The sequence below is a fragment of the Helicobacter equorum genome (assembly GCF_900198655.1).
In the GTDB taxonomy this organism is placed as follows: Bacteria; Campylobacterota; Campylobacteria; order Campylobacterales; family Helicobacteraceae; genus Helicobacter_F; species Helicobacter_F equorum.
The window spans coordinates 1-24,749 of the sequence record NZ_FZPO01000045.1; the positions used below are offsets into that span (position 1 = coordinate 1).

22 protein-coding genes are annotated in these 24,749 nt (G+C 37.7%); 6 read left to right on the forward strand and 16 right to left on the reverse strand.

The window, feature by feature from the left end; translation table 11 throughout:
- The 6 genes from C6H22_RS06625 to C6H22_RS06650 form a co-directional block, all read right to left on the reverse strand.
- Positions 1-522, reverse strand: a 522-nt coding sequence (locus tag C6H22_RS06625; protein WP_267892034.1) for a site-specific DNA-methyltransferase, incomplete at its 3' end; no start/stop codon positions are given.
- A 402-nt stretch (positions 523-924) separates the two neighbouring features.
- Positions 925-1,785: a cheVAW transcriptional regulator CheP gene (locus C6H22_RS06630; protein WP_104694532.1), complete on the reverse strand. Its 861-nt coding sequence runs from the start codon at positions 1,783-1,785 to the stop codon at positions 925-927.
- Positions 1,786-1,942: 157 nt separating this feature from the next.
- Entirely contained in the window at positions 1,943-3,097 is a 1,155-nt protein-coding gene (locus C6H22_RS06635) for an ABC transporter permease (protein WP_104694533.1), read from the reverse strand.
- A complete protein-coding gene (locus C6H22_RS06640) occupies positions 3,094-4,182 on the reverse strand; it encodes an ABC transporter permease (protein WP_104694534.1) in 1,089 nt (362 codons plus the stop codon). Before C6H22_RS06640 ends, C6H22_RS06635 begins: the two co-directional genes overlap by 4 nt.
- Positions 4,182-5,177, reverse strand: coding sequence for an HlyD family secretion protein (locus C6H22_RS06645; protein ID WP_233707076.1), 996 nt, complete (start codon positions 5,175-5,177; stop codon positions 4,182-4,184). Before C6H22_RS06645 ends, C6H22_RS06640 begins: the two co-directional genes overlap by 1 nt.
- A 9-nt stretch (positions 5,178-5,186) precedes the next feature.
- Positions 5,187-6,584: a TolC family protein gene (locus C6H22_RS06650; RefSeq protein ID WP_104694535.1), complete on the reverse strand. Its 1,398-nt coding sequence runs from the start codon at positions 6,582-6,584 to the stop codon at positions 5,187-5,189.
- A 117-nt stretch (positions 6,585-6,701) separates the two neighbouring features.
- On the opposite strand from C6H22_RS06650, the gene selA reads away from it, so the two are divergent.
- The 3 genes from selA to C6H22_RS06665 are packed head-to-tail and all read left to right on the forward strand — an operon-like array spanning position 6,702 to position 11,140.
- Complete coding sequence (gene selA, locus C6H22_RS06655; protein ID WP_104694536.1) at positions 6,702-8,189, forward strand: L-seryl-tRNA(Sec) selenium transferase; 1,488 nt, start codon at positions 6,702-6,704, stop codon at positions 8,187-8,189.
- Positions 8,190-8,204: 15 nt separating this feature from the next.
- The gene (gene selB / locus C6H22_RS06660; protein ID WP_233707077.1) at positions 8,205-10,079 is read left to right on the forward strand and encodes a selenocysteine-specific translation elongation factor; all 1,875 of its coding nucleotides are present in this window, start codon (positions 8,205-8,207) and stop codon (positions 10,077-10,079) included.
- Between the two features lie 14 nt (positions 10,080-10,093).
- A complete protein-coding gene (locus C6H22_RS06665) occupies positions 10,094-11,140 on the forward strand; it encodes a hypothetical protein (protein WP_104694538.1) in 1,047 nt (348 codons plus the stop codon).
- A 5-nt stretch (positions 11,141-11,145) separates the two neighbouring features.
- Here C6H22_RS06665 and C6H22_RS06670 read toward each other — a convergent pair whose 3' ends face one another.
- The 7 genes from C6H22_RS06670 to metK all read right to left on the reverse strand — a co-directional run bounded on the left by C6H22_RS06670 (position 11,146) and on the right by metK (position 18,732).
- Positions 11,146-11,955 (reverse strand): MetQ/NlpA family ABC transporter substrate-binding protein, encoded by an 810-nt coding sequence (locus C6H22_RS06670; RefSeq protein WP_104694539.1) that lies wholly within the window; start codon positions 11,953-11,955, stop codon positions 11,146-11,148.
- A gap of 26 nt (positions 11,956-11,981) precedes the next feature.
- Positions 11,982-12,779, reverse strand: a complete 798-nt coding sequence (locus tag C6H22_RS06675) for a MetQ/NlpA family ABC transporter substrate-binding protein (protein WP_199769818.1) — start codon at positions 12,777-12,779, stop codon at positions 11,982-11,984.
- Positions 12,780-12,798: 19 nt separating this feature from the next.
- On the reverse strand, positions 12,799-13,509 hold the full coding sequence (locus C6H22_RS06680) for a methionine ABC transporter permease (RefSeq protein WP_104694541.1): 711 nt from the start codon (positions 13,507-13,509) through the stop codon (positions 12,799-12,801).
- 8 nt (positions 13,510-13,517) lie between these two features.
- A complete protein-coding gene (locus C6H22_RS06685) occupies positions 13,518-14,555 on the reverse strand; it encodes a methionine ABC transporter ATP-binding protein (RefSeq protein WP_199769819.1) in 1,038 nt (345 codons plus the stop codon).
- A gap of 189 nt (positions 14,556-14,744) precedes the next feature.
- Positions 14,745-15,506, reverse strand: coding sequence for a TSUP family transporter (locus C6H22_RS06690; protein ID WP_104694542.1), 762 nt, complete (start codon positions 15,504-15,506; stop codon positions 14,745-14,747).
- Between the two features lie 80 nt (positions 15,507-15,586).
- Positions 15,587-16,804: a sodium/glutamate symporter gene (gene gltS, locus C6H22_RS06695; RefSeq protein ID WP_104694554.1), complete on the reverse strand. Its 1,218-nt coding sequence runs from the start codon at positions 16,802-16,804 to the stop codon at positions 15,587-15,589.
- 767 nt (positions 16,805-17,571) lie between these two features.
- Positions 17,572-18,732 carry a methionine adenosyltransferase gene (gene metK / locus C6H22_RS06700; protein WP_104694543.1) on the reverse strand — a complete coding sequence of 387 codons (1,161 nt, stop codon included), beginning with the start codon at positions 18,730-18,732 and terminating at the stop codon, positions 17,572-17,574.
- A 233-nt stretch (positions 18,733-18,965) separates the two neighbouring features.
- Between metK and C6H22_RS06705 the strand changes: the two genes are divergently transcribed.
- On the forward strand, positions 18,966-20,897 hold the full coding sequence (locus tag C6H22_RS06705) for a TonB-dependent receptor domain-containing protein (RefSeq protein ID WP_158654657.1): 1,932 nt from the start codon (positions 18,966-18,968) through the stop codon (positions 20,895-20,897).
- A gap of 23 nt (positions 20,898-20,920) precedes the next feature.
- Here the strand turns inward: C6H22_RS06705 and trpB are convergent, their stop codons facing one another.
- Complete coding sequence (trpB, locus tag C6H22_RS06710) at positions 20,921-22,123, reverse strand: tryptophan synthase subunit beta (RefSeq protein WP_104694545.1); 1,203 nt, start codon at positions 22,121-22,123, stop codon at positions 20,921-20,923.
- Positions 22,124-22,302: 179 nt separating this feature from the next.
- On the opposite strand from trpB, the gene C6H22_RS06715 reads away from it, so the two are divergent.
- Positions 22,303-22,899 (forward strand): peroxiredoxin, encoded by a 597-nt coding sequence (locus C6H22_RS06715; protein WP_104694546.1) that lies wholly within the window; start codon positions 22,303-22,305, stop codon positions 22,897-22,899.
- A gap of 154 nt (positions 22,900-23,053) precedes the next feature.
- Positions 23,054-23,734 carry an acid response regulator transcription factor ArsR gene (gene arsR / locus C6H22_RS06720; RefSeq protein WP_095627038.1) on the forward strand — a complete coding sequence of 227 codons (681 nt, stop codon included), beginning with the start codon at positions 23,054-23,056 and terminating at the stop codon, positions 23,732-23,734.
- Between the two features lie 6 nt (positions 23,735-23,740).
- Here arsR and C6H22_RS08680 read toward each other — a convergent pair whose 3' ends face one another.
- A complete protein-coding gene (locus C6H22_RS08680; protein WP_158654658.1) occupies positions 23,741-23,902 on the reverse strand; it encodes a hypothetical protein in 162 nt (53 codons plus the stop codon).
- Positions 23,903-24,355: 453 nt separating this feature from the next.
- Positions 24,356-24,749, reverse strand: a 394-nt coding sequence (locus tag C6H22_RS06725) for a hypothetical protein (RefSeq protein ID WP_158654659.1), incomplete at its 5' end; no start/stop codon positions are given.

The following is a 24,749-nucleotide window of genomic DNA, read 5'->3' on the forward strand; positions in this document are numbered from 1 at the left end:
TTTAGATTCTTCGCTTCGCTCAGAATGACAAGCAGGGGCGGATTTATCGGCGGTGTTTTGGGTAGAAATAAGCTCAAAATTACATAAAACTTTTGGGCTAAACAGCACATCAATTTCGCTTTTTGCTAAGATATTGTTAAAAAATATTTCCGTGCTTTTTTCATCATCGCTTTTTTGTCCGCCTTTTAAAACGCAGTCTTTAAAAGGATAATTAAGCACGACATTTTCAGTATTTTTAAGAAATTTCTTTTCGCTAGTTCCTATGCCGATTTTGTTTGAAAAGCTTGTGTAGCTAGCGCTAAGTAATTTTAAATCCAAAAAATTTAAAAAATCATCTTTTTTAAAGATTAAAGCCCCGCAGTGCGTTTCAAAAAATCTTTCTTTATATTCTGCTTTGAGCTTTGAGCTTTCTAGTAAGAATTCTAGAATTCTTTTATCATTACTTACTGCTAGGCTTCTAGCATTCATCAAAGAGCCAAAATTCTCTTTTATATCGCTTATTAAATCGTTTTCTTTTTGCATTTGCTTTTCCTTTTGTTTTGTAAAAATGTGTGCTAGGTTTTGAAAAATATTCTTTATTTTTGCCAAAGGCAAAAATCTAGCGCATAAAGAGGGTTATCCTGCATTGGTAGGATTTTATCTTAATTTAGAATGAAACAATAGTAAAAAAATATACATTTAGAAATACTTAAAAAGTTTTCTGCTAATTAAGAGATTTTATATTATTTAACTTTTGCTCTATATTTTTTACTTTTAGGGGTTTTTATGGGAAATTTCTAAGAGTAAGTATCATAATCTCATATCTATCTGTTGCAAAGAGTAGCACACAAGAAATATAATATGTGGCATTGCACAGACGATATTGTTTAGAATCTATGTTGATAGACTCTAACCTTGTGCTTACAAAAACATGCTACAAATATCCTAGTCATCAAGAGGCTTATCGAGATTTATTCTCATATCAGGTGGCAATGTGTCTATAAAATTATTAAGTGAAAATTTTATGCCCTGCTCATTAGCTTCTTGTATCAAATCTTGAGCTCTATGCATATTACACACACTTCCACCTTGATGTGGCTCAAACAAACAATTTGTAATAGCTAAGGCATAAGCACCTTTTTTTGCACTATCGTGTGCGGAGTGTGGGCTATTGATATAAGAAATACTTTCGATAAGGGCTTCATCAAACTTCCAGTGATTTAACAAAAACCCAAGAAACGATAAAGAATCTGTCCCACAAAATTCATCTTCAATCATGCTTATATTGTGAAAATTGTTTTCTTTTAGTGCTGCTAAAAATTCTTTGTCCTTGCCAAGCACACGCAAAGAGTTTGAAAACAAAATAATCCCTAATTGCAAAAGCATCGAACAAGGCACGAGCATTTGAGAGAGTTTTTTATCCTCACTAGAAAGCCAATCAGAAATAAAATTTGTCTCCTTGATACAATTTCCCAAAAATTCCTGTGTATCCAAACCATAAGGTGATACATCAACCTTAAATGTGCTTTTTATAGAATTTGCAATCGCAACATTTTTGACATTATTAATACCAAGCAATGAAACAACTTGCTGAATCGTAGAAATCTCACGAGAGAATCCATAAAATGGTGAATTTGCCAAACGCAAAAGCTCTGCTGTGAGCAATGGATCGTGTTGTATGATTTTGACAACTTCTTGCATATTTACATCTGCCCCTGCAGAATCTATATAATCACGCAATTTAGCCACGGTAGCAGAAAGTGGCGGAAGATTGTCGATTGTTTTTAATAATACTTCATTATCCATTGTGATGCCTTGTAAAATTTAAGTTTAACAAAGATTATATCGAAAAATCCTGCATAACCTTTAACGACACAAACGCCCAAAAACACTATATCAATTTGAGCACAAAGCATCGTGTATTAAACGGAGGCTATTCTATACCATTTGGACTTTAAAAAGCTTAAGAAGCACCTTTTCTCTTGTAGGAAAGCACAAAAATACTCATTACCACACAAAAGATTCCAATACCTCCCAATGCCCACATATGCCCCACAACATCACTAAGATTAGCACCCATTTGGTTTAAACTCACAAGCCCCATAATTCCGTGATAAGCGGGTATCAAATATGATAATTCGCGTAAAAAATTTGGCAAAAGCTCGCTAGGCCAAATAAACCCCATAATAAACACTAAGGGCATAGAGGAAACAAAAACAATTTGTGTTGGCAAACTCTCATCTTCCAAAAGCGCACCTAGCAGGACACCACAGGCGCTACAACACATAATAAAGATGATACCAAAACACCAAAAATCTCCCATACTTGCATGAATATTTACCCCAAAAGCAACAAAAAGCACCCCAAAGTAAAACAAAAACCATAGGCAATATATGCTACTAAAAGCGAGGATTCTCACCAAGACAATCTTGCATATTTCGATATACCCTTTGTGATTCCAATACGCACCTTGCACACTCGTCAAATCTCTAGATTCTTTAGCAAGTCTGTTTTGATATGCTGTGAGTATTGCACTGCCACCAATAAGTGTCTGATGCAAGATAAACACCAATACAGCCGCTAATGCGTAATTAATATAGCCTAAACTTGGATTATATAATGGAATTGCTTCATAACTTATGCTATCCGTGCTTAAAGCGTGTAAATGATGAAATTCATAGATTCTTTGAGAGAGTGAATCTATGGCATTGTGTATGCCCTCCACAATCGCACCATAAATAAGAAAATAAGAGGCATTACCCATATAAGAAATTATAGTGCCTACACCCAGATACGCATTAGATTCAAAACCTTGTGGGATAAACAACACGCCATTAGCTTGAAATGTTTCTATTTGGGCTTGTGCCTCTGTAAGGTTTGGGACTTCCGCTACAAGCTCAATTTGTGGAGTTGCACTCACCAAAAAAATCAAATCCCTTGAGAGTGTGCTTTTATCCTCATCAACAATAAGAAGTTTTTGTTTTGTGACAATATCATGTAAATAAGGCATGGGATATAAAAGTCCATAAACCATAGAACCTACGCCTACAACCAATACCACAACTCTATTAGTAAAAATTGCCTTGTATTCACTCATAAGAGCGTATAAGAATCTCATGCTGCCCTCTTTTTGTAATATATCAGACTACCCAATACAAAAAAGATAAGAAAATAACTCATCTCTCCTAGAATCTGCAATGCACCACTAAGACTTCCTCCATAATTTGCTTGTTGGATATATAGCTCCATAAAACTTGATATAGGCAAAAATTTGCTCCAAAGCAATGCAAAAAGATTCATCGAATTTTGTGGATATGTAACCCCTGCAAATGCTAGTGATGGGGCTGTATATACAGCTACAACGCCAATAGTTTTTTTGATATCTCCTAAAAATGATTGTAAAAACACCACTACACTATTAATGCCAAGCAATAAAACACCCAAACCAATTACCAATAACCCAAAACTTCCACGCACCTCATAACCAAGATTCTTAAGCAAAAGCAACATACATATTCCCCACCATACAAAAATCATCGTGTTACCTACATAACGCACAAAAAGACTTTTAAAGGAATGTGGTGTGCCTCGCAATAATTGTATCATTGCAACCGCACTAAGAATCTGCAACATACAAGGCAACAAGAGGGTAAGCAAAAACTGCGCGTAATTACTAGAAGCATTATATAATGGAATAATTTGTGAAAAAATTGGCATAGCCTTGCTAAGGGCAAGTTGCAAGTCTTGATCTTTGATAAGATTTTGTGCCACGGACTGCTTAGCGTTAAGTGTGCCAACAATCTGTGCAAATGCACTATTTAAAGATTTTCCTGTAAGCACAAATTGTGCATTATAATATAGTGCAAGTTTAGCTCCACTACCAAGCATAATGTCTTTTTGAAAATCGTGCGGAATGACTACAAGTGCATAAATTTTTGCACTAGCAAGATCTGACTTAGCTTCCAAGATTGAAACATATTCTTGTTTGACATACATTGTTGGGGAAGCATTGATTGTAAAATGCACATCAGCACTTGCACTTGTGCGATCTAAATCTACTAGCCCAATAGGCAAATCTCTAGGCAATGATGCACTAAAAATTGCATACATAAACCACCCCAAAACAATAGGTAATACAAAATAGACCAAAAACAAGACAAAACGTCTTGTAAGAAATTTCCAAAATTGCCGAATTTTTTTCATCAATGCGTTTGTGGTGGAAGTGTGATAATAGCACTCATACCTACAGCAAATTCAACATCATTTTGCAAAGGCACTGCTTGTATCTCAAAACTCCGCAAATCATAGCCCTTAGAGCTAGAAGTTGCACGCCAAGTGGCAAAATCTCCCATTACCGAAACATATTGCACCTTGAAAGGTATTTCTTTTTGTAATGCAGGGATAAAGGCACTAAATTCTGAATTTTTTTGGAAGTCTTTAAGGTATTCCTCTGAAACCGCCACACGCAACCATACATCTTTTGTATCCACAAGCATTACAACAGGAAATCCTGTAGGACTTAACTCGCCCTCGGCGAGAAGAACATTAGATACTTCTCCATCAGCTGGTGCATATGCTTGAATATCTTGAATATAAGCCTCTACTTCGCTAAGTTGCCCTGCTGCTGCAATCTCTTTTTGCTTTGCTGCTTCTTTGGTTTCTTGAGTGGCACCATCAAGAGCAATTTTATATTGCTGATAAGTGGTGCTCTCATTATATTTGGCATTTTGGTATGCCGTATAAGCTTCATCACGCTTTTGGAGACTTGCCACACCTTTATTATATAAATCATCTATGCGTTTGTATGTATTTTCTGTAAGCTCACGCATAGCCTTGGCGCTATTATACATATCTTTTGCCGAGAGAATTGTTTCTATTCTGGCACCCTTGTGGGCTTCTTGGGAAAGAGCTTTGGCTGCTTCATATCCTGCCTGTGCTTGAGTAAGTTTGGCTTGAAGTTCTGGAGATTCTATGGTAAAGATAAGATCGCCTTTTTTGACAAAATCTCCGCGTTTTACAAGAATAGATTCTATGCGTCCAGCTACTTTGGAGCTTACCTTGTATTCTCGTGCCTGAATCTGCCCTTGAAGTTGTTGGGTTTTTGGTGAATATGCTTTATAAAAATTGACAATAAGCCAAATGACAATAGATACAATAATACACGCGCCCACAAATACCACCATATGTTGTTTTTTCATCACTCCTCCTTATTGTTGGTATTGATAAAAAGTTTCTATCTCATCACTAAGCACAAGAAGTTTGGCAAGAGCTACTATGGCTTTGTATGCAATAGTTTTTTGCTCAATAAGTGTGCTTTGAAGCATATTTTGTGCATCAATGACTTGTGTGCTTGTCGCCATACCTTGTTTAAAAGCATTTTGTTGAAGTTTGAGATTTTCTTCGGCAAGTTGTATAGAGGAATGCAAATTCTTGTATTCTTCTCTAGCATACACTGCCTCTTTGTATGTTCTTCTTACTAAGAGTGTCAAATCCTTGGTAGCTTGAGCCTTAAGACTTTCTAGCTCAAGTTGTGCGAGTTTGGAAGCTTGGTATTTTTGGATACGCGCATTTGGCGTAAGGATTGGCATACTTACACCCACACCAACATACCATGTCGGTATAGCTTGGATAAGTAGTGAATCTTGTTTATTCGTCACAATATAACTTCCCATACCTACCACTTGTGGCAAGAATGCTCCACGAGCAATTTTTGTAGTTTGTGTGGCAGATTCTATTTTAAGATCCATAGATTGTAAAGCAGGGTAGTTTGCGAGTGTTTTTTGCACATAATATTCTTCATCTTGCAATGGCTTTTGTGAAAGTATAAGTTTTGAAGAAGAAGTAATGTTTTTATTATCTAGTGCAGTTTGTAAAGCAATATTGGCACTTATGGAAGCATTTTGTGCTTGATGAAGTTTGTTTTTGCTTTTATCACTTGCTACTTGAGAGGTTAGGACTTCAATACGCGCAATCTGTCCGCTTTTTTGGAGATTTAGAGCATTTTGGTAATGAAGTTGTGTCGCCTCATAATCTTGTGTAAGCACTTCTTTAATCTCACGTGCAAGCACATCACCATAATACAAACTAATGAATTCCTCGAAAGTAGCAAGTTTTTTTAGCTCAAGGGCAAATTGTGCATCTTTTTTGGCAATCTCTGCTAGTTGTATTCCCGCCATACGCACACCACCGGTATAAAGCGGATAGACAATGTTTAAAGCACCAATCATCACATCGCGTTGTAAAAATGTAACAGGCTTACCAAGTGCGCTTAGAAGTGAATTTAATTGTAGAGTAGAACCTATGTTGGGTGAAGTAAGCTGATGATTCATAGCATTATCAAAATACAAATACGCGCCACTAAATCTCACATCTGGTAGATAACTTAGCTTAGATCCTAGCGCAAGTTTTTGGGCTCTTTGCACATTATAATCTTGAGCTTTTAGTCCGTCATTATTGTGTACTACTATATCCCACGCGCTACGAACATCTATTGTTTGAAGTGTTTCATCATTAGAATCTTTATCTTGCGCAAGATATAAACTTTGAGAATCTCCTAAAACATTGTGTATAATCCCTATCCATAAGAAAAATAGCATTATTCTCATACTACACCTTATTGCTATAGAATCTAGCTTAATTATAACACCTTTATACTTAGGTTTATTTGATAAGTGTGTAGGAATGTTATAATATAGGATAAAATTTTTGTAAAGGTGTAAGTTATGCACACACAAGAACTCTTACAAGCACTCCCAAAAGTGGATACACTCCTTGCTCATAAGCAATTTGACACATACAACACTGCCATTGTAAAATCCCTTATTCAACAACACATACATACTCTACGCCAAGCCATACTCAAAAATACTCTTATGACTACATATCCAGAGATTGCCTTGCATATAGATTCACGCTCTACACACACAGATTCTACACATATACATACCACCTTAGCCACATACATTACACACACACTCTTGCAATCTATCACTCATGACTACCACAAACTCACCACACCTTCTCTTGTGCCTGTAGTCAATGCAAGTGGTGTGGTGCTTCAAACCAATTTAGGAAGAAGTGTCTTTGCGCCAAACCTTATACAACAAATCTTGCCGCTTCTTACTCGATACTCTAACCTTGAATACGACATCACTCAAGGAAAACGATCGAGTAGATACACACATATCAATATGCTACTAAAAGCTCTATTTTCTCGAGAATATGATTATTTACTTGTCAATAATAATGCTGCGGCAGTGTTTCTTATCCTCAATACTTTTGCAAAAGATAAGGAAGTGATTATTTCGCGCGGAGAACTTATAGAAATTGGTGGTGAATTCCGCATACCTGAAGTGATGAAATCTGCAGGTAGTGTGCTTGTAGAAGTGGGTGCGACAAACAAAACACATCTCTTAGACTATCAAACTCATATAACACCACACACGGCTATGCTGATGAAAGCCCATAAAAGCAACTTTGCACAAATTGGCTTTTGTCAAGAAGTGAATATACAAGAGCTCAGCACATTAGCACACACGCATAATCTCATCGATTATTATGATTTAGGAAGTGGTTGTGTTATGGATTTAGCCCTTGCTACCTCATTATCCCACACACAAAAAGAGCCAACTCTACACGAGATTTTTACCTCACCACCATCACTTTTAAGCTTTAGTGGGGATAAGCTTTTTGGCGCTTCACAAGTAGGAATTATTGCTGGTAAGCCACATCTCATCGCACAACTCAAACAAAACCATCTTTTACGCGCATTGCGAGTAGATAAACTTTGTATTAGTGTCTTACAAGCGACATTACAAGCCTATTTACACAATGCTTTAGAATCTATCCCAACACTTGCTATGCTCACACTCACGCCACAAGCATTACACCAACGCGCCCTAGAGCTACTCCAAATGTTCCAAATCCACGCACTCTCACATATACAAGCAACGATCATTGAAGTAGATTCTGTGGCTGGAGGTGGGAGTTTGCCTGATAAAGTCTTTCAAAGTGTCGCGCTTGCACTCACGAGTGATAAAATTCATACAAACACTTTAGAATCTCGCTTAAGAACAGAGTTTCATATCATCACAAGAATCCACAAACAACAAATTCTTATTGATGTGCGAACGCTATTAGAGGGCGATACAAAACGCATATGCCAAGCGCTAGAAACCATAGATCATTCCTTACAATCCCAAAAATCCTAGAGGCATACAATGGAGATGATACACGATACTAATGACATTATTGTAGGTTTAGCTGGACATATTGACCATGGTAAAACTTCTCTTATACGAGCCATTAACGGCTTTGATGGCGATAGATTGCAAGAAGAAAAAGCACGAGGTATCACGCTTGATCTAAGTTTTTCACATATCAATACTCCTATGCGCAATATCGCATTTATTGATGTCCCTGGACACGAAAAACTTGTAAAGCAAATGATCGCTGGGGCTTATGGGATTGATGTATTACTACTTGTTGTTGCAGCCGATGATGGTATTATGCCTCAAACTCGCGAACACTTAGCAATTGCTGATATGCTTGGGATCACACAATGTGTATGCGTGCTAAGCAAAGTTGATAAAACCACCTCTACACTCATTAATCAACGCAAGACAGAAATTGCTAAGCTTTTTAGCACACATACTATAGCACTCATAAACACTCTGCCTTTTGCATTACTAGATTCACAAGGCAAGGAATTTAAACAAAATCCCTATATAGATTCACTACTCTCACTTCTCCAAACCCTGCCAAAGCCAAAAAAACACGATTATGGTATGGTTGTGTATTATATCGATAGAGCCTTTAGTATTGCAGGGGCTGGATGTGTGGTAACAGGCACACTGATGAGTGGCGAAATTACCAAATCTCAAGAACTACATATCTGCGAACTCCAAAAACAAGTCCAAGTGCGTAATCTACAGATTCATGACATAGACTACACACTTGCTACGCCCTCACATCGTGTCGCACTCAATCTCACACACACTAACCCAAACGAATTACAAAGAGGTTTTTTACTCACACAAAAAGGCTTTGTACGTGGCGCAAATAATATCGATGTGCAAATACATTGCTTTGAAAATAAGAATCTAAAACACAACACAAACTATGAACTCTATATAGGTGCTAAGCACTTACCTATTAGGCTTACCATTCTTGATGAAGATCTAGGTCTTTGCACACTTAGCGCAAAAGAGCCTATTTTTGCGCTTTTTATGCAACCTTTTATTTTGCGTGAGGGCAATGTGAGTGTATGTGGTGGGCGTGTGCTAAATCCTATCAATGACCCTATCAAGAAAAAAACTAAAATTCCATTACTACAAGCGCTTTTAGCCAAAGATTTTTCGCAAGCCTTTAAGATTCTCTCGCACATTCATAGGCATGGTTTTGGGGTAGTAAGTTCCACACAACGTTTTGGATTAAGCCACCAAGAAAGCAGTGCTATATTGCAAAACTTACATGAATCTCAAGAGCTCTTTTTTGATTCTAAAGACCTTGTCGCCTATCCATCAAGCGAATTAGAGTGGCTAAAAAATGCGATTTTAGATATTTTTATCAAAAACAAACACGCTTTGCTTTCTGCACAAAGTTTGCAATTTAAATACAAATGGGCGTCTCTTAATTTTTTGCAAACTGCACTCAATGAGCTCTTCACACAAAAATTTATTCTCCAAAAAGATTCACTCTTTGTCGCAAAAAATAATGATATTACGAATCTAGAAGAGTTTTTAGAGCAAAAAATCTATGAGCTATTATCCCAACAAGAATTTGCACCCATTGCGCCATATAATCTCTATGAGAATCTTGAGATTGATAGAAAACTTGGCGATAAGGTTTTAAAAAATCTCACCAAATCCCAAAAAATCCTTCGTGTGGCACATAATCTTTTTATCACTACACAATCTATGAATAAGCTTGTCGCAATAATGCGTGAGATTATCCACACACAAGGCTATATTGATATTACGCTTTTTAAATCAAAGCTTCCATTAAGCCGTAAATATCTTATCAATTATTTAGAATATCTTGATAATTTTGCAGACATTACCAAAGATGGTGATAAGCGAATCTTGCGTTTTACACCATAAAGATTAGGAACACAATGTATAGACTAGAATACCTTGCAAATTTTGCACGCAACAAAGAAGCGTGTGCTATTATGACAAACCAAGAATTTGGCATCACAAATCCCTTTAGTCTAGAAGATTCTAAACATACCAAAACCATCCAAAAACGCATCGGGGAAATATTTGGGCGTGAATATGTGCAGTTTTTTGGTTGCACCCTAGAAGACTTTATTACTCTTTTTTTAAAACTTGGTGCCGCTAAAAGTGCTTTGAGCGTGGGATTCTCACAAGCGGCATATCAAAGTTTTCATTTCTTTGAGAATCTCCAAAAGCTCATTATCCCAACGCCACAATCTCTTTGCATACACAATGCACAATATTATTTTATCCCTTATGTTGATGAGGATATTCTACATATTAATCCTATTTTAGAATACGCCAAAGCTCTAGATTCTATAGGGCGTGAATATGTGTTATTTGTGGAAATATCTGCACTTTTACAAGTAGGTGCGTGGGAGAGTATCACAAATCTCTCACACCCAAATATTGCGTTTGTAATCAATGGGGAACGCATAGGACTTATACCGCGGAGTGGTTGCATCATACATTCTATCCCGCATCTCACACAACATTTAGATTCGCTCTTGCCAAATGGATTTTTAGAATCTCTGCTATATGTATGCAAACACCTACAAAACAATACGTATCTGTGGCAATACTGCACGCAAAACTACAATGCCTTACTTTTGCAAAATCTACAAAACCTTTTGGGGGATCGCATAGGCGTTTTTACACCATTACAAGAATGTTTTGGAAACTGCCTTGCTTTAAGAATCTCTGGAATAAAAGCCCGTGTCTTAGCGCAAAGCTTGTTGCTAGAAGATGTTGTTGTCATTAATGGTATGGATTGTTTGCTAGGTAATTTTAAGCCATCATTTGTTTTGCGAGAGCTTGGCTATGAAGATACACATTGTCGAGAGCTTATAAGCATAAGTTTTATGAATCTAAGCCCAAGCGATCTCACACTTATAGCACAAAAAATCGCCAAAGTTTGTGAGATCACACAAGCTCTTGAGATTTAATCCCTCTAAAATACTGGCACAAGCTCACCATTATAAGTTTGCTCGATAAATTCCTTCACTTTTGGACTTTGGAGCACTTTTTTGAGTGTCAAAATGTGAGGATTATCAACATTATTAGCCTTGACTACTAACACATTGACATAAGGTGAGCTTCTATCTTCAACGATAAGTGCATCTTTGGAAGTAAATCCTGCAGGGATTGCAAAGTTACTATTAATAACTGCAACATCATATTCTTTGATAATACGAGGCAAAAGTGCGGCTTCTACAGACACAATTTTTAAATCCTTTGGATTCTCTATAATATCAGCTTCTGTGCTAGCAAGATTGCTAGGATCTTTTAGTGTAATAAGTCCTTTGTTGTGAAGCAACATAAGAGCGCGTCCGCCATTTGTTGGATCGTTTGGTATGGCTATAGTATTATTTTGCTCAAGATCTGCAATATCATGGATTTTTGTAGAATACAATCCGATAGGCTCAATATGAATATCTGCCACATCTACTAAGTCAAGTTTTCGCTCTTTATTCATTGCATATAAATATGGCTTATGCTGAAAAAAATTCGCATCCAAACTCCCATCATTAAGACTAAGGTTTGGTGTTACATAATCTGAAAATTCCACAATCTTAAGTCTAATGCCCTCTTTTTGCAAATCCTCTTTTATAGCCTCTAGAATCTGTGCATGAGGCACTGGTGTAGCCCCAACTTTAAGCTCTACAATTTCTTTTTGTGTCTCATTTTGTGTGTTTTCACCACACCCACTAAAAAGCATAAACACACTTGCTACACATGCTAAAATATATTGTCTTTTCATAACTAGCTCCTTTTGTTAGATTATTGCTACATACCTACAGGTAGTATTTCACCCTTATATTTTTCTAGAATAAAATCTGCTACTTCCTTGCTTAAAAGCACTTCTTTAAGCTTAATAATACGCTCATCATCTTGATTATCTTCTCTTGCGACAAGCACATTAATATATTCTGACTTCTCATTTTCATGGAAAAATGCTTCTTTTATACTCATACCAGCTTGTAGTGCATAATTAGCATTTATCACTGCACCATCAAGCGTAGGCAACGCTCTTGGCAATGCTGCAGCCTCTATAGATTGAAAACGCAAATTCTTAGGGTTTTGCACAATATCAGATTCTATAGTGCTAGCAAGATTGTTAGGATCTTTTAGTGTAATAACCCCAAAATCATGCAGCAAAATAAGGGCACGCGCTAGATTAGAACTATCAGAAGGCAAGGCAATATCCGCACCATTTGGAATATCTTCAAATTTTGTATATTTTTTGGAATAAAACCCAAGTGGCACGACATACACTGGCGCTAAAGATACAAGTTTAAAACCTCTTTGGGCATTTTGTGCTTCCATGTAGGGCTTATGTTGATACAAATTTGCATCAGTGCTTTTATCATCAAGAGCAACATCAGGCATTACATAATCAGTAAAAACCTGCACACGCATATCCACCCCTTGTTTTGCCAGCAATGGTTTTGCAAATTCCAAAATCTCTGAAGCTGGCACAGGCGTAGCCCCAACAACAAGCGTTTGCTTACTCTGCTCTCCATTCCCACATGCACTTAGAAAAAGCGCCAAACTTAATGCCACAACACTCAATACATATTTCATCAAAACTCCTTTATAAAATTTAGCGGTGCTTTCGCAAGATTTTTACAATACCATCACCGCTACTTTGTATAACTTGCACAAGCACCATTGTAATAAGCACTGCATACAGCAAGATATCTTCCCTAAAAGAATTAAAACCTAAACGATATGCCAAATCCCCAAGTCCTCCACCACCTACAATCCCAGCCATCGCACAATAGCCTATAAGGCTTACTGAAGTAATGACAATTGCATTAACGAGTGCGGGTTTAGATTCACTAAGCATCATAGTAATAATAATCCACGTACTAGCACCCATACTTTGTGTGGCTTCTATGAGGTCTTTAGAAACTTCTAAAAGTGCGCCTTCAAAAAGCCTCGCGATAAAAGGAATAGCTGCAATGCTTAAAGCAATAATGGCTGCTGATGATCCTGTGCTAATGCCAATGAGATGACGAAAAATAGGTAATAATGCAATGATAAGCACCATAAATGGAAAAGAGCGAATCATATTGACTACCCAACCAAGCGTTTTATTTAATAAAGGCATAGGTTTAATAGAATCTGGACGCGTAAGGGTAAGCAAAATACCCAAAGGCAGACCAAAAACCACAGCAAAAACAATCGAAAAGCCAACCATATAGATTGTTTCACACAAACCTTTCATCAATAAAAACATAATGTCATTACCAAACAAAAAATGCAATGTATCTTCAAAGATTCTATCCCCTGCACGCAAAAATTCTTTCATACCACACCTTATGTATTTTGTAAATCTTGATATATGGCTTGCGACACCACACCTTGAGTTTGTAGCCATTGTATTGCTTGAGAAATTTCAGAATCTGTTCCCAAAAATTTCACGACCAAATGTCCCACTTCCTTGGCATTAAATTCCTCAATAGAGCCACTTAAAATATTTATATCCACGCCAAATTTTTTAATCGCTTGAGAGATGAGTGGATTTTTGGCATTTGATCCTGTAAAAACGATTCTATAGACATTATGAGAATCTGGCAAATGCGCTATGACCTCATACTCATCTTGTGGTAAAAACGAGATGAGCTCCCTTGTAATGTCTTGTTTTGGATTGGCAAACACTTCCTCCACTCTACCTCGCTCAACAATTTCACCATCACTAATCACACAAACCTTATTGCAAATTTGCTGCACAACCTCAATTTGATGTGTGATAAGCACGATAGTAAGCGAAAGTTTAGATTGCAATTCTTTGAGTAATGTAAGAATGGACTTTGTTGTTTTGGCATCAAGCGCACTTGTAGCTTCATCACAAAGTAAAATTTTTGGGTGATTGGCTAATGCCCTCGCAATGGCTACACGCTGTTTTTGTCCGCCACTAAGCTGAGTAGGATAAAAATGTGCCTTTTCTTCTAATCCCACAAGTTCTAATAATTCCATAACACGCGATTTTATCTCGCTTTTACGCCATTTTGCAATTTCAAGTGCAAAGGCGACATTGCCAAATACATTTCTTGAGCTTAACAGATTAAAATGTTGAAAAATCATACCAATTTTTTGGCGTTGTTTTTGGAGTTGGCTTTCTTTAAGCCCTAGTATATCCACCCCTCCAATATGCACACTCCCGCTACTTGGCTCTTCAAGGCGATTAATAATGCGTATAAGTGTGCTTTTACCCGCACCAGAATACCCAATAACGCCCATAATATCTCCCTCTTGCACCTCTAAATCAATACCTTTTAGCGCACAAAATCCGTTAGGATAGGTTTTGGTAATATGTTGTAGAGTAATAATGACACACCCCTTGCAAGAATCCATAACACAAATGAGAAAATTAGGGCTACGATTCTAGCATAAAATTCCAAAAACTTACGATACATCATTACAATGCCTATATGTTCTTACAATATTATCAAAACTATTAGCTCTCGCAAACCTTGTAATGAATAGTACAAAACCATATCCATAAAAAGACAAAGAAAGACTTTTCTCCTAAGCCCAAAAAATTTAGAAAAACTCTTTTATAAGAATCTGTGCGGACATAACAAGACATAGACAAATCACCATAGGGCGAATAACCTTTATCCCTGATTTGATAGCAAGTTTTGCCCCCAAACTCGCACCTATCATTTGTCCTACACACATGATTGCCCCTAGCCCCCATAACACATTTCCACCAATAATAAAAAGTAATGTTGAAACGAGATTAATAACAAACACAATCGATCGAGAGTATGCAAGTGCCTTGCTTAACCCATATCCTGCAAGACCTACCAGTATGGCTAACATAAAAGAACCTATTCCCACTCCCAAAAGCCCGCCATATACACTCGCTATCGCACAAGAGATATAGGGCAAAAACGTGCGTGTAGTCTTTATCGTATCATTATCACTTATATCTGGTGAAAATAAAAAATATATCCCCACAATAATCATTGCAAAGGGTAATATTTTTGATAAAGATTCAAGTGGTATAACTTGCACCAAAGCCACTCCAATGGCAGAAAAAATCAATGCAATGACCATATATATGCGGCTTTGTCCCAAATCCATCAAACCACTTTTATAATAATATGTCGCACCCGTGAATGATCCAACACATGCTTGAAGTTTGTTTGTAGCCAAAGCCTGAAGCGGATTTAGTCCGCTAAGTAAAAGTAAAGGCATTGTTATCATTCCCGCCCCGCCAGAGAGTGAACCCACAAACCCACCAAAGATAGAGCCAACAAATAATACGATATACCAAAATACTTCTAAATCACCAAACACTAGCTATCTCCAAAACCTCATCACTTCTTGACACATTATATACACCAAATTTATTGTGTGCAATCTAGATTCTACATACATCAAGGTATGATAGAAAGTAAGCCTGTAATCACAATTGCATTGATAAGATCGACAAAAAATGCTCCACAAAGTGGCACGATAATAAATGCTATATGGCTTGGTCCATAATGTGAAGTAACTGCTTGCATATTCACCATAGCCGTAGGCATTGCTCCCAATCCAAAACCACAATGTCCGGCAGCAAGCACTGCTGCATCATAATTTTTGCCACAGAATCTAAATGTAATAAACACAGCATACAAAACCATTAACACAGTTTGTGCTGTCAGTATCACAACTAAAGGTAGTGCTAGTGATAGCAACTGCCAAAGATTAAGTGTCATCATCGCAAACGCAAGAAACAAAGAAAGTGAAACATTACCCAAAACAGAGACTTCTCTATCAAAAACTTGATACATGTTTAATGCCTGTAAGGTATTGCGCAAAATCACCCCTGTAAAAAGACAATACACAAAAGCCGGAAGGTTAAGTCCTGGACTTATATCCCTTATAGTCTCTTCCAACACTTTACCAACTAACAAACATATCGCAATTAATGCAAGGCTTTCTACAAAGCTAATAGGTGTAATCAATCGCTCTTTCATCGGTGTTTCAAGCCCATGCACATCATCATTATTATTATGTTCTACACCTGGAATTTTAAGATTATGCCCTTTGATAAGAAATCTTGCAACAGGACCACCGATAAGCCCACCCATAACAAGCCCAAAAGTTGCACATGCCATAGCAACGCCTGTTGCAGCAGAGAAATTATAGGGTTGTGCTTCAAAAGTCTTAGCCCATGTGGCACCCGTTCCATGCCCACCACTCATCGTGATAGAACCACCAAGCATACCAAGCAATGGATTCTCACCCATAGCATAGGATATACCAACCCCAACTAGATTCTGCAACACAAGCACACCCGTAATCAACACAAGAAATATGCCAAGCATCTTTCCACCCTTTTTTAATGCAGAAAATTCAGCACTAAGCCCAATTGATGAGAAAAAAGCAAGCATTAAAGGTTCTGATAAAGAAGAATCAAATATAAATTCAAGTTGCAATGTTTTATAAATCACAAGGGTTATAACTGCACTAATAATGCCACCTACAATGGGTTCTGGTATATTATAATCTTGTAATATTTTTATGCGTTCAATAACAAAACGACCGAGCAACAAAACAGCTACCATACTCACAAGCGTAAAATAAAAGTTAAAATTTATACCACTCAAACTCACATCTTGTGTATGAATATAGGCTTGCGTTGCTTTGTTATCTGTAATAAGATAATAATCAGCCACCTTGCCAAGCACCTTTGCCTTTGTGTCTGTAGGCAACGCGCTTTCAAGCTTGCATTGCTCATTTGGCACACTATAGAGTGTTGCATTATTGGTATTGATACGATATACATCACGCCATAGAGCCACTTTTTCTAACTTTATGTCATTAGGCACACACATAGTGTTCTCTTGTGCTTGTAACACATAAATGGGGAATAACCCGCTTATAACAAAAAAAAGACAAAAAACATATCTCATCAAAGCCTCTTTGTCTAAATCTCAGTATCATCTACACTATAAAACCACATTTAAGCTACATTTCGTAAAACTCACTTCCACGCGTAAGTGAATATGGATTCATAAATTATTTGATAATAACACGATTCTAATAACTACGCACATAATACGCATACACCATACATACAACAATGAAATTTAGTAAAGCAAATTAGTAATACAACTCATACACGGCTTATACACTTAGCAAATTTCTAACACATAGGTAAATCAATGTATTCTCAAATCGAGATTCTATATTTGTATAAAAAAGACTAGCGCTGAAAAACTTCAATTATTAACATAGAACTAAAAAGACCTTATTGTGAAGAGTGTCATCAATCGCCTTATAGAAAAGTTACAAGCCTGTTTATTTGATTGCTTAGTGTCGTATGGATTAGCCACAAACACTCAATGTGAGTGTTTGTGGCTACTTGGAGAAATTATTTAAGACCACAAAACTCTTTAATCGCCTCAACTTTATCTGTTTTTTCCCAACTAAACTCTGGCAACTCTCGTCCAAAATGTCCATAAGCTGCTGTTTTTTGATAGATTGGGCGTAAGAGGTCAAGAGATTCAATAATGCCCTTTGGTGTCAGATGGAATACATGTTTAATACATTCAGTGAGTTTTGAATCTTCTACTTTGCCTGTGCCTTGTGTATCAACCAAAATCGATACTGGCTCTACCACACCAATAGCATATGCTACTTGCACCACTGCCTTATCGCACACACCACTTGCTACAAGGTTTTTAGCGACATAACGCGCAGCATAAGCCGCACTTCTATCCACTTTACTTGGATCTTTGCCACTAAAAGCACCACCTCCATGCGGACAGCTACCGCCATATGTATCCACGATGATTTTGCGCCCCGTGAGCCCTGCATCACCTTGTGGTCCTCCGATAACAAATTTTCCCGTAGGATTAACAAAATAACGAATATTATCGCTTAAATATTTTGCAGGAATCACCTTTTGGACAATCTCTTCGATAACAGCATCTCGCAAATGTGTTTGTTGTGTCTCTGGGCTATGTTGCGTAGAGATTACAATTGTATCAATAGCCACTGGCACACCATCTTCATAACGCACTGTTACTTGAGATTTACCATCTGGTCGCAAAAATGGCAAACTTCCATCTTTTCTCTTAGTAGCTAATCCCTCTGTAAGCCTATGAGAAAGCCAAATAGGCAAAGGCATAAGCGAAGGCGTCTCTCTACATGCGTAGCCAAACATAAGCCCTTGATCCCCTGCACCAATCTCACCATCAGCCCTATCCACACCTTGGTTAATATCTGGGCTTTGCTCACCGATACCATTAAGCACCGCGGCAGATCGATAGTCAAAACCATACAACGCATCTGTGTAACCAATCTCTCGCACAACTCTACGCGCAATTTCTTGCATAGGAGCATACACGCTTGTTTTAAGCTCTCCTGCAATTACACAAAAACCATTGCTTACTAGTGTTTCACAAGCAACACGAGCATTTTTATCGCGCTCAATGATGTAGTCTAAAACTGCATCGCTAATTTGGTCTGCCATTTTGTCTGGATGACCTTCAGTCACAGATTCTGACGTGAAAAGAAACGATTTTTTCATTGTCCATATCCTTTGAAAGTAAAAAATAAATTTGGGTAGTGAAATAATAGCAAAAAAATGAAAATATGTATTGTGTTTTTAGTTTTTTGCAATGTATAAAAATATAATTGCTTGTTAAATAATGTAATGAGCAAAAATATTTTTTCTTATTTGTGCTCCTTTTTAAGAATCTAGGCAGTACTTTTAGCTACAATGCGGTTCATATCGGTGTGCTACTTATGTACGGAGGGATAATGCGTAAGATTCTCATATATGGTCTTTGTGGTATATTGTATGTCTGCAGTGATGAGCTTTCTACCAAAACAACCCTACAATCAGTCCTTTATACCAAAGCACTACCAAATACAACCACTACGAGCCTAGAACAATCAGAAATGCTAACAAATGACATAGCCAAATCACTTACATATGTATCTGGATTCTCTATGACACGCAAGGGTGGTGGTGGTAGTGAAGTATATTATCGATCACAAGGAGGCTCAAGGCTTCCTATACTCATAAATGGTGGCATACTCAATGGTGGCTGTGGTGGTAGAATGGATACAACACTCACCTATTTATTCTCCCAAAATTATGACACACTTACAATTCTCAAAGGATCACAAGATGTGCGTTATGGTGCGCTTATAGCTGGCGGGTTACTTTTTGATAGAGAGAGTGTGCGATTAGAATCTAATACCTTTAGGGCAAATGCCAATATGCTATATGGAAGCTTTAACCACAAAGATTTTAATACCTCGGCACTTGTGGGTGGCAAATATGGGTCATTAGGCATTATTGCATCAGATTATAGCTCCAATGACTATAAAGCAGCCAATGGTAAAACAATCCATTCGGCATATGATAGACAATCAGTTAGCCTCATAGGCACACTTACACCTACAAAAGACACACTTATAGAACTCTCTGCTGATGTAAGCAAAGGAGAAGCTGCCTATGCAGATAGGGGTATGGATGGTAGGAGTTTTGATCGCATGTCTTTTATGCTCAAATTTCAACAAAAAATCTCACCAAGTATTCCTTTGGTAGACATACGCGCATGGCACAATAGTATAGATCATAGCATGGATAATTTTACCTTGCGCCCAAATAACACGCAAAGCTTCAGTATCAATAACCCAAAACGCACCGCAAATGGTGCTAAGATTGAACTTACTCTTAAGCCCACTGATATTCTTAAGCTCTATGTAGGGTCAATGTATAACCACGATGAACATGATCTACGCCAAGTGAGTGGATTACCCAATGCCCAAATTGCCAATCAAACACTTGCAAATACACCTTTTGCGCCAAATTTTAGATTCCAAAATCTCGGCATGTTTGTGCAAGGCGAAGTATTAGGGGATTTTCATTATGGCATATTCTTTGGAATGCGTTATGATGCCCTACACACATCACAATTTGCTACAAACACACAAAAACTCGAAAATCTCTTTAGTGGATTTGGGCGTTATGAATATTATCTACCAAATACTACATTTTTTGCGGGTATCGGGGTGGCACAGCGTGGAGCGGATTTTTGGGAAAAATCAAAAACCAACGGTATGAATCTCGCACCAGAAACAAATACACAGCTTGATTTTGGTGTGCTATATTACACAAATAATGCCTCTATCAGCGCACTTGGATTTTATTCTCAAATGTGGGATTATATACTCTTGTATTATGGTGCAAACACAAGTGCATTAAACACCAATGCTAGAATGCTAGGTGGGGAATTAGAAGCACGATATAGGTTTTTTGATATGCTTTCTGTGTATGGATCACTTTCTTACACATATGCACAAGATCTCAATGTGCACGCGCCTCTGCCACAAATCGCTCCACTTACTGCCCAAGTGGGCATGACATTGCAAAAAGGTAGGTGGTTTGTACGCGCGGATATGTATAGCAATGCCGCACAACACCGCTATAGATTAGATTATGGTAGTGTCGTAGGCAAAGATCTAGGCACAAATGCGGGATTTTATATCATCAATGCCTATGGTGGCTATACATACAAAAAACTCTCGTTTCTTTTTGGTGTAGAAAATCTCACAAATACACTCTATGCGTATCATCTCTCACGCAATAGCGTAGCAATCAATATGCTTGATAATCCTGTGAATACGCGTGTTTATGAGCCGGGTAGAAGTTTTTGGCTCAAGATTCAGGCATATTTTTAGAGACACAATCTAAGCTTATTTTCTCACTCGCCATAGCCATATTTTTCTACCACAAAATCAATATCCTTATCCCCTCTGCCACTAAGATTCACAAGAATTTTTTTACCCTTTAATTCTGGTGCAATTTGTAGTGCGTAGGCTAGAGCATGACTAGATTCAATAGCCGGGATAATGCCCTCTTTTTTACTCAACGCAAAAAATGCACTAATGGCTTCCTTATCGCTAATAGCTGCAACCTTTGTGCGTCCGATACTATGTAAATACGCGTGTTCTGGTCCCACACTTGGATAATCAAGCCCACTTGCTACACTATATACTGGTGCTGGTTCTCCGCGAGAATCTTTAAGCATTACGCTGTTAAATCCGTGCATAATACCCTCACTTCCATAACTTAAGCTTGCTGCATGCTCTCCAAGCACACTACCACGCCCTAATGGCTCCACACCCACAAGATCTACGGCATCATCAATAAAGCCACTAAAAATTCCCATAGCATTACTTCCGCCACCCACACACGCACACACAATATCCGGTAACTCCCCTGTCATCTCCAAAAATTGCTCTTTGGATTCAATGCCCACAATCGCTTGAAAATCACGCACCATTTTAGGAAATGGGTGAGGACCTACCACAGATCCAATAGCATACATCATATTTTTTGGATCACTCAAATATGCTTCAAAAGCTGAATCTACGGCTTCTTTAAGAGTTTTGGCTCCACGACTTACACTCACAACCTTAGCCCCCAAAATCTTCATACGCACGACATTTGGGTGTTCTTTTGCTATATCCACCTCACCCATATGAATCTCACACTCTAGCCCAAAATATGCTGCAGCAGTAGCCAAAGCCACGCCATGCTGCCCTGCTCCAGTTTCTGCTATGAGCTTCTTTTTGCCCATAAATTTTGCCAAAAGTGCCTCTCCCATACAATGATTAAGTTTATGTGCGCCGGTGTGATTTAAATCTTCTCGTTTGAGATAGATTCCCGCACCGCCATATTCTTTAGTTAAATTGTGTGCAAAATAAATCGGTGTAGGACGCCCTTGAAAATGTTTGCGAATCTTGCGAAGTTCTGCAATAAAATCGCTATTTTGTGCGATAAGATTATAGGCTTGATTAATCTCTTCCATAGCCTTGGTAATAGGCTCTGGCACAAAGCTTCCACCAAATTTGCCAAAAAATCCATTTTTATCAGGAAATTGTTTGAGATAAGACTGCATCATGTATTCCTCCTTAATAGAATCTTAAAGCTAATAATGTCCGAACTATAGCACCCAAACCTTAAGAGATGTATTATCTTCAGATAAAATTTCTTAAAAATTTAATTTCTTGTTACCTATTTGCATTACAATCCCACTCATGATAATAATTTGTTATCAAAAATTTTTATTAAGGAGACTACATGTTAGTTACAAAACAAGCCCCAGACTTCACAGCAGAAGCAATCAAAGCCGATGGTACATTTGATGATAACTTCAACCTTTATAGCAACATTGGTAAAAATGGTGCTGTTATTTTCTTTTGGCCAAAAGACTTTACATTCGTATGTCCTAGCGAAATCATCGCTTTTGATCACAGAGTAAAAGATTTTGCAGAAAGAGGATTTAGTGTTATTGGTGTGTCTATTGACTCTAAAGAAGTGCATTTTGCATGGAGAAACACTCCAGTAAAAGAAGGTGGTATCGGTGCGGTAACATTCCCAATGGTTTCTGATATCACAAAACAAATTTCTCGCGACTATGATGTGCTTTTTGGTGGTGCAGTGGCATTACGCGGAAGCTTCCTTATCGACAGAAACAAAGTTGTTCGCCACGCAGTTATCAACGATCTTCCACTTGGTAGAAATGTTGATGAAATGGTTAGAATGTGTGATGCATTGCTTCACTTTGAACAACATGGCGAGGTATGCCCTGCTGGTTGGAACAAAGGTGATAAAGGTATGGTAGCTAATGCCAAAGGTGTAGCAGAATACCTAAGCCAAAACGCTGACAAACTATAATCTTCCTTACACCCCTTTGGCTTCCAAATGGGTGTATATAAAGTTACTTTTTAGACTTTCACTTCTTTAAATACATATAGAAATCCCATTTTTTTACCTTGCAGTAATTCCGCTTAGAGTATAATAACGCATTTACACATTATTAGGAGTTGCTATGTTAGAAGTTTTGATGATTGAAGATGATGTAGAACTTGCAGAAATTTTGAGCGATTATCTCAAAAAACACGATATGAATGTAACAAACTATGATGAACCATATACAGGAATGAGTGCTGTTAATGCCAAGCATTTTGATATTTTGCTCCTAGATCTTACATTACCAAATCTCGATGGGCTAGAGGTTTGTAAGCGTGTTGCCAAGCAAAAAAATATCCCCATCATCATTTCTTCGGCAAGAAGTGATGTCGATGATAAAGTCAAAGCCTTAGAATATGGCGCAGATGATTATTTACCAAAACCTTATGATCCAAAGGAGCTTGTGGCGCGGATTCACTCACTTTTGCGTCGTTACAACAAAAAAAATCCAAAAGAACAAAACAAAGAAAAAGATTCAGTATTTAAGATTGACAAGCACAGCCGACAAGTCTTTTTCAAAGATAAAAAACTCGATCTCACGCGCGCAGAGTATGAGATTCTCACACTTTTAATTAGTAAGCGTGGTCATGTATTTTCGCGTGAAGCAATCGCTATAGAATCTGAATCTATCAATCCAGAAAGCTCTAATAAAAGTATTGATGTCATCATAGGCAGACTACGATCCAAAATAGAAGAAAACCCCAAAAACCCACAATATATCATCTCTGTGCGAGGTGTGGGCTATAAGTTAGAGGCATAAAATAATTTATGCCTTACTGCTCATAAAAGTTTTGGTAACTTTGCGGGGCGCGGTGGTTTGGATATTATCATCGATAATAACTTGATCTCGATTTGCAAAATCTTGAACAAAACTTGCCCCTACCCGCCAAAATCCTCCTCTACTGCCAAACCTAAAGTTTGATGACACATTAACACCCACACGCCCAATTAACGCAAAAACACTTTAGAATCTACATTTAGCATTACAAGAAAATTAGCAAAGTTTAGCCGTTGAGCACCGATATATCCTGTTATGGCTTCAACTTAAAGTTGCAAAAAGAAGCACGCATATTTTTACATCCAAACCTTTTGCCATACTCTACACTCACATATCCCGAATAAACCGCTATCTTTGCCACCAAAGCTTAGCATCAATGTGTTGTAGGTGTTTTGTGAATAGATATATTTCCCTACAATATCAAAACAACTATTATTTGCAAAAGTGCCAAGCGATAGAAGCCCAACGCAAAGTACTAGATTGCAAGTTTAACCCATAATTATTTCCCCACGTATTCATAAAGCTTCCCACTATGCCCAAATACACGCTTGTATCACCATTATCTGCGCGTTTATCAAAGCCTCCTTACACACCAGTTGTTATTTACAGTGTAGCCATTTGTGCTAGACTTGCACCTTTGATAACTTTCACCCAAGCACCACTTACGTCATTAGCACCCCTAAGCTCTCTCATACACTTTGCCATATTGTTTGTTTTAGTATAGAGATTAAAGTATGGTGTTAGCAAAACACCATCAAGAGAATTGATAACCTCACTTTGGAGTATTGCAAGTTGTAGAGCCATTATGGTAACGTCCTTGCCAATGTATGTAATAAGATCCACAACTGCTAAGGCATTGTTATGCGTGCCACTGCAGATATTAGCACTTGTGAGAAGCGAGAAATCATTGAAAAGCACAAACGAATCTATCGTGCTAGATTCGGTAACAAACCAATGCCCACCTGTCCCATTTGCATTGCCCACAAATCGCACTTGA

Coding starts and splice junctions, on each gene's coding strand:
- C6H22_RS06680 (WP_104694541.1), bottom strand. CDS start 13,509: ATGAAAGAATTTTTGCGTGCAGGGGATAGAATCTTTGAAGATACATTG.
- C6H22_RS06640 (WP_104694534.1), bottom strand. CDS start 4,182: ATGAAAAAAATTCGGCAATTTTGGAAATTTCTTACAAGACGTTTTGTC.
- C6H22_RS06645 (WP_233707076.1), bottom strand. CDS start 5,177: ATGAAAAAACAACATATGGTGGTATTTGTGGGCGCGTGTATTATTGTA.
- selA (WP_104694536.1), top strand. CDS start 6,702: ATGCACACACAAGAACTCTTACAAGCACTCCCAAAAGTGGATACACTC.
- C6H22_RS06630 (WP_104694532.1), bottom strand. CDS start 1,785: ATGGATAATGAAGTATTATTAAAAACAATCGACAATCTTCCGCCACTT.
- C6H22_RS06675 (WP_199769818.1), bottom strand. CDS start 12,779: ATGAAATATGTATTGAGTGTTGTGGCATTAAGTTTGGCGCTTTTTCTA.
- trpB (WP_104694545.1), bottom strand. CDS start 22,123: ATGATGCAGTCTTATCTCAAACAATTTCCTGATAAAAATGGATTTTTT.
- C6H22_RS06670 (WP_104694539.1), bottom strand. CDS start 11,955: ATGAAAAGACAATATATTTTAGCATGTGTAGCAAGTGTGTTTATGCTT.
- C6H22_RS06665 (WP_104694538.1), top strand. CDS start 10,094: ATGTATAGACTAGAATACCTTGCAAATTTTGCACGCAACAAAGAAGCG.
- C6H22_RS06715 (WP_104694546.1), top strand. CDS start 22,303: ATGTTAGTTACAAAACAAGCCCCAGACTTCACAGCAGAAGCAATCAAA.
- selB (WP_233707077.1), top strand. CDS start 8,205: ATGATACACGATACTAATGACATTATTGTAGGTTTAGCTGGACATATT.
- metK (WP_104694543.1), bottom strand. CDS start 18,732: ATGAAAAAATCGTTTCTTTTCACGTCAGAATCTGTGACTGAAGGTCAT.
- arsR (WP_095627038.1), top strand. CDS start 23,054: ATGTTAGAAGTTTTGATGATTGAAGATGATGTAGAACTTGCAGAAATT.
- C6H22_RS06650 (WP_104694535.1), bottom strand. CDS start 6,584: ATGAGAATAATGCTATTTTTCTTATGGATAGGGATTATACACAATGTT.
- C6H22_RS06635 (WP_104694533.1), bottom strand. CDS start 3,097: ATGAGATTCTTATACGCTCTTATGAGTGAATACAAGGCAATTTTTACT.
- C6H22_RS06685 (WP_199769819.1), bottom strand. CDS start 14,555: ATGGATTCTTGCAAGGGGTGTGTCATTATTACTCTACAACATATTACC.
- C6H22_RS06705 (WP_158654657.1), top strand. CDS start 18,966: ATGCGTAAGATTCTCATATATGGTCTTTGTGGTATATTGTATGTCTGC.